The following is an 8,506-nucleotide window of genomic DNA, read 5'->3' on the forward strand; positions in this document are numbered from 1 at the left end:
CCCCTTAGAAAGGGGAGGGAACAAGATTTCTTATTTTCCCCCAATATATCGGGGGGATTAAAGGGGGTAATTTGACTTGTGTGTACACCATAGTCCCTTACCAAGGGGAGGGAAGTGTTTGCTTTACTCAAATGCAGGGTGGGGTTCTTTATTTTGATTTATCCAAGAAGTCTATTTATTATTTATGCTTGCTGTTGTGATTTTGGATCTGACTATAACAATAAATGCAAGCAAAGTAAAAACTAACATCTGCCAAGTCACCAAATTCCAGCCACCAAAATGCCAGCATAATAGACCAATGCTAGTACCTACAGCACCACCAATAAAATAGGTAGTCATGTAAACTGTGTTGATGCGACTATTCGATTGAGCATCAAGAGTGTATATTCTAGCAACATTGGTGACTTGAATTGCCTGTACACCTACATCTAGTAATAATACAGCAACAGCGATCGCCAGCGCTGAATTAGAAGCAATTTTAGCAATTACTAAACTTGCAATCACCAGGGATACAGAAATAGTTAAGGAACGTTGGGAATTACCTTTATCAGCTAATTTACCAAATATTGGTGCCATTAATGCACCTGCGATCGCTACAAAGCCATACATCCCAATTGTGTCAGATTGAAAGTTAAAAGGCGCTCCGCTTAAATGGAAAGTCAAGGTTGTCCAAAATGAGCAAAAGACACCAAACATTAATCCTCCAATTAAAGATGCTTCTCTCAATAAGGAAAAACGTTTTAATTGTTGAAGCGTTGATTTTAATAAATCAAAATAATCACCAGTGTATTGATTATTTATATTAGGCAAGTAAATCTTGAGCAAAACAGTAACAATTAAAATCATTACTCCTGAAAATCCATATACGTAACGCCAACTCAAGCATTCAGCAATATATCCACTAAAAACCCTTGCTCCTAAAACTCCAATCAATATACCAGTAAAAATACTGCCTACAGTTTGACCTGTAGTTACTCTATCTATACTTGCTGCTAAGGGAAGAATAATCTGAGCGGAGACGGTTGTGATTCCAATTGCTACGCTCAATATCCAAACCTCGACGATATTTTGTGAAAACGTCATGAATATCAACAAACAGAATAAACATATAAGTAAGGAAAGAATTAATGTTTTTTTGTTGATTTTATCGCCCAAGGGGATTAAAAAGAAAAGCCCAAAACCGTAACCAACTTGCGAAAGCACAGATATGCTACCCGCTTCACCTTCACTAACTTGAAAAGAAGATGCAATATCTTTGAGAATTGGCTGATTATAATAAACGTTAGCAACACACACACCAGATGCGATCGCCATAATCAGTACTTGAAGCTTAGTTAATCCGTTACTTGAGATTTGTTTTTTCATTCAACCTAAGTCACTATAATTTAGTTGTTTGAGGACTTTTCCCTTGAGCTTCATCTGTGTTTATCAGTTATTAGTTTTTCTGGTGCTAAACCGCCAAGTTAGGATGATTGCAGCGATCGCTAAACCAATAGCTAATCCCCACCAAAAACCAATAGCTCCAAACCCCAACGAGATCCCAAAAATATAACCAGTGAATAAACCAACACACCAATAAGCAAAAATTCCAATCAACATCGGGATTCGAGTGTCTTTTAGTCCGCGTAATGCTCCGGCGGCAGTAACTTGCACGCCGTCAACTATTTGAAAAATTGCCGCGACTGCTAGCAATTTCACCGCCAGAGCAACTACATCTGCATTGTTCTGATTGTTGATGTCAATATAAAGAGAAATAATCGACTTTGGTACTAGCCAAAATGCCAAGGCTACTACACCCATAGATAAAGCTGCAATGGCAATACCTACATATCCAGCTAGACGAGTGCCAACTAGGTCATTCTGTCCGGCTAACTGTCCAACACGAACTGTTGTCGCTAGAGAAATGCCTAGTGCCATTTGGAATGAGATCGAAATTGTTTGTAAAGCAATTTGATGAGCAGCGAGGGCATTTGTTCCCAATCGTCCGATGAAGAAAGTGACAACAGTGAACAGTCCGGCTTCTACCGCAACCAGACCCCCGATGGGCAATCCTACCTGAAAAATCTCGCCAACGATCCGGCGATGTTCTAGAGGAAAAGCTTCGTGAGACGAAGGTCGAAAAATACCATAAACTGCAAAGTGAGGCTGATTACATATATAAACTGTCAAAGCAACAAACATACTCCAAAGTGAAAGCGTGCTTGCCCAACCGATACCAGCTAAACCCAGCGCCGGAAATCCCAGTTTACCAAACATCAGCACATAGTTAGCTGTGATGTTGAACAGAGTACCCAAAACCACAGTCACGATCACTAATTGCGGTTGCAATAGAGCAGAAAGAAAGCTTTTAAGTACTGCAAAGCCCAAAGCAGGAATAAAACCCAGTGCGATCGCCCTTAAATAAATTTCTGCTAGTGCTACTGTGTTAGCATCCTGTCCTAGTAAAAGTAGTAAAGCACCTCCATTGTAGAGCAGCAATGTAATTGGTATTCCTAGCACCAAAGATATCCCTAGTCCAAGCCGGACAATTGTGCCAACTTTTTCTTTATTTCCGGCTCCGTATGCTTGGGCTGCTAACGGACTGACAGCAGAAACTATACCAGCAACAATAAACAGACAAAAACTAAAGATAACAGATCCCAAACCTCCAGATGCAATGGTTTGACTTCCCAACCAACCCATCATTACCGTATCCACAAAACCAGTTGCAGATTGAGCCAGTTGTGCCGCTGCCAAAGGTACGGCTAACATCAGACATTTTTTAACTTCAGAAAACATATATAGTTGATAAGCTAATGCGCCTATATATTGCCCTATTTTCCGTATAGACCGTCATTAGTCATTAGTCATTTGTGTTTCTAAAAACAAAGCGCTTTCGTCACGACTCGGAGGTTTCCGACGTTCGCGGACTCGCTAACGCTGCGCTATCCGTTGGCGCAGCCCGCCGTAGGCATCAGACGGCAGTTCCTTTAAGCGGGGGAACCCCGCCAACAGACTGCCTCAATCTTTGTAAGAGAGGACTTTTGACAAAGGACAACTCTCACTAGTTAATGTGCAATTTTCTTTGCGTAACAGCTTACCAGCTTTGAGTGTCACAAATGATTTCAATTTTTTGGCAATCATCTTGAAGCTACGTTAAAGTGAGCAGTTGGAGTTAAGAATGGATTTGTATGCGCTTACCAATTGCAATTAGTGCTATTTTAATGGCATCTTTAGGTTTTAGTGCACCTGTAATATCTCAACCTCCTCCTATACAGGTAGCCAAAACACCCGCGCCTAATAGTTTAGCCTTGGAACAATTTAAGATTAATTACCGATTATGGAGACAGCAAAAAATCTCTAACTATCGCTATGAGTTCACTAGAAGTTGCAATTGTTTACCGAAAGCCACAGAACCAGTAATTATTAAAGTACGCAATCGAGTCACAGCTTCTATTACTTATAAAGCAACGAAACAGCCAGCTAACGCAGAATTGTTTCAAGAATATAATACAATTCCTAAACTATTTAATATCATCAGGGATGCGCTCATTCGTAAAGCAGCAAACTTGACTGTACAATACGATCCAATACTTGGTTATCCGACTCAAATTAACATTGATTATAATAGCCAGATCGCTGATGATGAAATATTTTTTACAATTAGCAATCTGCAAAAAATTAATTAACTATGGCTAGCAAGAGCATTATTTGCTACAGCAGTGCTTAATTGATTCAGCGTATCTTACTTGCTTTAGCGATCGCACACACATGCAACTAATACTCACAGTGGATTGCATCAAACAACCCACTAGTACCGCAAGGTGGAAGTCAAAAGTCATTAGTTATTTCAAGCGGGATTCTGTACACCTTTATAGGTAGAATTTCCTAGCAAATTAAGGAGATGAGTCGAATTGCAAATCCGCTCAGATGACTTGACAGGTAAAAAGATTGCCGATCTTCTGCAGGAGCATATCGAAAATATGCACCTACTTACACCGCCTGGAAGCGTTCATGCTCTTGATTTGGAAGCATTGCGTTCGCCTGATATTACTTTCTGGACAGCTTGGGAGCGATCGGAATTACTCGGATGCGGGGCACTAAAAGAACTAGATTCAAGAAGTGGTGAAATCAAATCAATGCGTACCGCCAAGGCTCACCGACGTAGGGGTGTCGCCTCAAAGATTCTTGAACACATCATCAAAGAAGCCGAACGGCGTGCTTACCATCGCTTGTATTTGGAAACAGGGGCAATTCCAGAGTTTACCTCAGCACGAGCCTTGTACGCACGGTATGGGTTCGAGTATCGAGGCCCTTTTGCTGACTACATTGATGACCCGAACAGCGTATTTATGACCTTAGCTTTATTGTAAAAGTTTAGGATGGCGAATGCACTGTTGGGGTGAAGTATTTAAAGTCTTTCAATAATACCATCGCCACTCATCATTTTTGCGACTTCATCCATGATTTCTTTACTCCTATAGTCTGGCTTAGATGGATCTATTGGTTTTAACGAACGAAAAATAGCTAGCTGAGATTTTGGAGTCAGCATTTGTTGTAACTCGCTTTCACGTATACCAATTTTTTCTTCAAACATCAGTTCAGCACCATGTTCTAATTCATCATGAATCACATTGAGAGCCTGTAAGCCTCTATAAGTAAAAGTTACGGTTTGATTTTTGGGATTAAGATATGTGTCGTTACTCTCATAACCAAGTTCTTCGGCTTTCTCAAAAGCCTCTTCTGCTGAAGAAGCACGGACAAGAACAATATTTACATGAACAACATTATGTGGATTTTCCTCAACTTTACACTCGATTACCAATTCAGCGATATACCACTTTGCATTTTTTGGAATGTATGCCATTGCTTATAAAACTAAAACTTTTTACTAATAATGCTCAAGCAACTATACCAAGCGATATGACATTGTACTTCATCTGAATGGGAACTGCTATATGTACTTTTAATTACATTTGCGTTACTCAAATTTGTGAATTCCGAACTATATAATTGCTCAACTTAAGTATTAAATAAAATTATTACCAATAGTTTAGGAAAAGCAAAGACGTGAACCGTTTCAAAAAGCTATCCTCAATTGTGTTCCTGTTATTAGCCTTCATTTATCCACCTACTTTGGTTGAAGCCAAAGATAATACTCTAAATAACGTTCTCAATGAACAGAGTATTGACGTACAGACAAAATTAGTAGGAGAGCGAAGTGAAGAGTTTTTGTTAGCTCACAGACGAACTCGACGACGTTATCATAGACGGCATCGGACTGGAAGATATTATTATCAACGCCAGTGGAATCGAGGACATTATTATAGGCGACACTATCGCTCTATAGGTTATCACGGACAACGATATCGTCATGGAGAATGAGAACTTGTGCGCGATCGTCATGGACGATTTATGTATGATTGGCAACGTTACTAGTAAACTTTACACCTAATTTTTCTAGAGAATCTTTATGCGTAAATCCTAATCTAGTACAACACGGCGGAAATAAACATACCCCTTCGGGTTCGGCAGTTCCTCATGGGGGGAACCCCCTCTGAGCGACTGCCTCACCATTCCAAATGGTGTAAAAGCCCAAAATACAATTCTTTTGACTTTTGACTTTTGACTTCCGCCTTGCGGTACTGCTACTGTATATATCTATCTTTAGACATAGAAAATTTTTATTCTAATTTCATTTTTTTATGAAAGGCTATAAATAGGGTGAACGGTAAGACATTTCAGACATTTATATACCTTCATTGATCACAAGTGATTGCTAAAAATATGTTAGCCAGGGGTAAAATTCTCTGGTTGAGGCTCTCCCGTCAGCTGCTTCAACCCAGGCGGTTAGCTTTCGTGGAAGCTTGCCTGATTGGTCTAGTTTCTGGGCTAGGGGCAGTTCTGTTAGGACAGACAGTGGATTGGGCAGGTGCATGGCGAGTGCATCTTTCTTATCATTGGTCTGCCTACTTGGTGCTACCAGGTATTGGACTAGCAGGGGGACTTTTAGCTGGTTGGCTAGTAGAGCGCTTTGCACCGGAAGCATCAGGTAGTGGGATGTCTGAAGTCAAAGCCGTATTGGCTCGCGTGCCGATGCCATTAAATCTACGGATTGCTTTGGTCAAGTTGATCAGCGCTACATTAGTGTTGGGTTCTGGAATGCCTTTAGGACGAGAAGGGCCGACTGTCCAAATTGGGGCAGCCTTGGCAAATCAACTTAGTAACTGGGCACCGACTTCACCAGAGCATCGTCGCCAACTGATCGCCGCCGGCGCCGGGGCTGGGTTAGCTGCGGCTTTTAATGCACCGATCGCAGGTGTGCTTTTTGTAGTGGAAGAATTACTCCAAGATGTATCAGATATAACTCTTGGTACTGCGATTTTGGCTTCTTTCATCGCTTCAGTTATTTCTCGGCTCTATGGTAGTCACAGCCTGGATCTGAATCATCTAAATTTAGGTCTTCCCGATACAACTTTCTTTGCTCAGGAAATCCCTTTCTACTTGATTTTAGGAGTGCTGGCGGGATTTCTAGGCATTCTATTTAATAAAGGTATTCTTGAAAGTCTAGCAATTAACCGCCGCCTGCTACACCTGAGTTTACCTTGGCGAATTGGAATCGCTGGGTTAGTTAGTGGTGCGGCGATCGCTTTATTACCTGCTACCTTTCGCGATCATGCTGGGCTGAGAGAAATTTTGCTTGTGGGTAGTGCTAATTGGTCATTTGCAGCGATCGCCTTTTTAGTTCAGTTTACCCTAATTATTTTTACCTACGGCTCTGGAGCGCCAGGGGGTTTACTAGTCCCCACTTTGGCCTTGGGAGCTGCCCTTGGTTACTTAGTGGGTGCTGTCGAACACAGTTTACTGGGAATGAGTGCTGCAACAGTCTATGCTCATGTGGGCATGGCTGCCTTTTTTAGCGCCGTCTCTAAGGTTCCAATTACCGCAGTTGTCATTGTGTTTGAGATGACAACAGATTTCAATCTGGTGCTACCGCTAATGATTGCCTCTGTGGTTGCCTATTTAGTAGCAGAAAAAATCGATCGGCGATCGCTCTACGACCTTCTACTAGAGTGGAAAGGGATTCACATCACCAAAGAGCCTAGCACAGAGGGGTTTCTGGCACAACTAAGTGCTGTTGATGTGATGCAACGGCGTGTGGAAACTCTCTCTAGTCAAATGAGTACTAATGAAGCAGTACAGGCATTTTCTGACTCTAACCATCGCAACTTTCCAGTTTTAGAAAATGGTAAAGTTGTTGGTATTGTGACTCAGAAAGATTTAGTTAATATTGCTTCCCAACAGTCAGGTAAAGATACAACTGTTAGCGAGATTATGACACCAGAGCCAGTGACAGTAACTCCCATAGCAACACTGGCTCATGTACTGCATATACTCAATCGTTATCACCTGAGCTGCTTACCCGTTACAGAAAATCGCAAGCTCATAGGAATTATTACTCGTAGTGATATTATCCGTGTAGAAGCAGAGCGACTGAGTGGTAATAGCGAACAAAGAGAACCCAAATCAGCACCTTCTTATGTGGTTTACCAAACTCGCGCTCCGGCTACAGGCAAAGGAAGGTTGTTAGTACCACTTTCACATCCTCAAACAGCCGAGACTTTACTAGACATGGCAATTGCGATCGCCAAAGATCGCAATTACGAAATAGAATGCCTACAAGTGATTATCGTTGCGTCTGGCCGCATCCCATCGGAAACACCAGTGCAAATCAGCAAAAGTCTTCAACTTTTTCAACGGGCAATATTGTTAGGAGAGGAGTGGCGGATTCCCGTTCATACCGAGATCCGAGTTGCCCATAATGTTGCTGGGGCAATTTTAGAGACTGTCAAAGCACGACACATTGACTTGGTGCTGATGGGATGGAAAGGCAGTACATCAACTCCTGGTAGAGTTTTTAGCCGAGTGGTGGATACGATAATTCGACAGGCTGCTTGTGATGTTATCTTGGCTAAATTGGATGATAAAAGATCCTTTGACCGTTGGTTGTTGCCAATGGCAGGCGGCCCTAACTCCAGCCAAGCAATTAAGTTATTACCTGCTCTAGCTTCTTTAAGTACATCACCCCAAATCAAGCTATGTCAGGTTTTCCAGCCGACTAACTCGATTCTTGACACAACATTACTAGATAAATCTGTTAGCTTTCTGCAACGCCGAGTTAGTGGTAAAGTAATGGCTACTCCCGTTTGTGCCAATTCTGTTTCTGAAGCTATTCTTAATTGTGCCAAACAAGACAATAGTGATGTGATTGTTCTGGGAGCTAGCCGTGAAAGTCTACTGCAACAAGCGATTCAAGGAAATATTGCCGAGAATATTTCTCGCAAGAGTAATTGTACAGTGATTATGGTCAAAACTTAATGTCCACGCCAAAATAACAAATGAGTACGCCAAAATAACAAATGAGTACGTCGAAATAACAAATGAGTACGTCGAAATAACAAATGAGTACGTCGAAATAACAAATGAGTACGCCGAAATAACAAATGAGTACGCCAAAATAACAAAT

At 41.5% G+C, this 8,506-nt stretch carries 7 protein-coding genes; 4 read left to right on the plus strand and 3 right to left on the minus strand.

Annotation, left to right across the window (positions count from 1 at the left end; genetic code table 11):
• Positions 1-171: 171 nt before the first annotated feature.
• Both ACFE93_RS33260 and ACFE93_RS33265 read right to left on the minus strand, forming a co-directional pair.
• Positions 172-1,365: an MFS transporter gene (locus ACFE93_RS33260; RefSeq protein WP_375480170.1), complete on the minus strand. Its 1,194-nt coding sequence runs from the start codon at positions 1,363-1,365 to the stop codon at positions 172-174.
• A 63-nt stretch (positions 1,366-1,428) separates the two neighbouring features.
• On the minus strand, positions 1,429-2,778 hold the full coding sequence (locus ACFE93_RS33265) for an MATE family efflux transporter (RefSeq protein WP_375480172.1): 1,350 nt from the start codon (positions 2,776-2,778) through the stop codon (positions 1,429-1,431).
• A gap of 392 nt (positions 2,779-3,170) precedes the next feature.
• Between ACFE93_RS33265 and ACFE93_RS33270 the strand changes: the two genes are divergently transcribed.
• Both ACFE93_RS33270 and ACFE93_RS33275 read left to right on the plus strand, forming a co-directional pair.
• A complete protein-coding gene (locus ACFE93_RS33270) occupies positions 3,171-3,668 on the plus strand; it encodes a DUF6174 domain-containing protein (RefSeq protein WP_375480174.1) in 498 nt (165 codons plus the stop codon).
• Positions 3,669-3,893: 225 nt separating this feature from the next.
• The gene (locus ACFE93_RS33275) at positions 3,894-4,352 is read left to right on the plus strand and encodes a GNAT family N-acetyltransferase (protein WP_375480176.1); all 459 of its coding nucleotides are present in this window, start codon (positions 3,894-3,896) and stop codon (positions 4,350-4,352) included.
• 38 nt (positions 4,353-4,390) lie between these two features.
• On the opposite strand, the gene ACFE93_RS33280 is transcribed toward ACFE93_RS33275, so the two are convergent.
• Complete coding sequence (locus ACFE93_RS33280; RefSeq protein WP_375480178.1) at positions 4,391-4,846, minus strand: DUF4288 domain-containing protein; 456 nt, start codon at positions 4,844-4,846, stop codon at positions 4,391-4,393.
• 203 nt (positions 4,847-5,049) lie between these two features.
• On the opposite strand from ACFE93_RS33280, the gene ACFE93_RS33285 reads away from it, so the two are divergent.
• A complete protein-coding gene (locus ACFE93_RS33285; RefSeq protein ID WP_375480180.1) occupies positions 5,050-5,364 on the plus strand; it encodes a hypothetical protein in 315 nt (104 codons plus the stop codon).
• Positions 5,365-5,766: 402 nt separating this feature from the next.
• On the plus strand, positions 5,767-8,358 hold the full coding sequence (locus ACFE93_RS33290; protein ID WP_375480182.1) for a chloride channel protein: 2,592 nt from the start codon (positions 5,767-5,769) through the stop codon (positions 8,356-8,358).
• Positions 8,359-8,506: the final 148 nt, after the last annotated feature.

Source organism: uncultured Nostoc sp., from assembly GCF_964247315.1.
Classification (GTDB): domain Bacteria; phylum Cyanobacteriota; class Cyanobacteriia; order Cyanobacteriales; family Nostocaceae; genus Nostoc.

What these genes read in the sequence shown, in the direction of transcription:
- ACFE93_RS33260 (WP_375480170.1), bottom strand. Translation starts at nt 1,365, where the DNA reads ATGAAAAAACAAATCTCAAGTAACGGATTAACTAAGCTTCAAGTACTG.
- ACFE93_RS33265 (WP_375480172.1), bottom strand. Translation starts at nt 2,778, where the DNA reads ATGTTTTCTGAAGTTAAAAAATGTCTGATGTTAGCCGTACCTTTGGCA.
- ACFE93_RS33280 (WP_375480178.1), bottom strand. Translation starts at nt 4,846, where the DNA reads ATGGCATACATTCCAAAAAATGCAAAGTGGTATATCGCTGAATTGGTA.
- ACFE93_RS33270 (WP_375480174.1), top strand. Translation starts at nt 3,171, where the DNA reads ATGCGCTTACCAATTGCAATTAGTGCTATTTTAATGGCATCTTTAGGT.
- ACFE93_RS33290 (WP_375480182.1), top strand. Translation starts at nt 5,767, where the DNA reads ATGTTAGCCAGGGGTAAAATTCTCTGGTTGAGGCTCTCCCGTCAGCTG.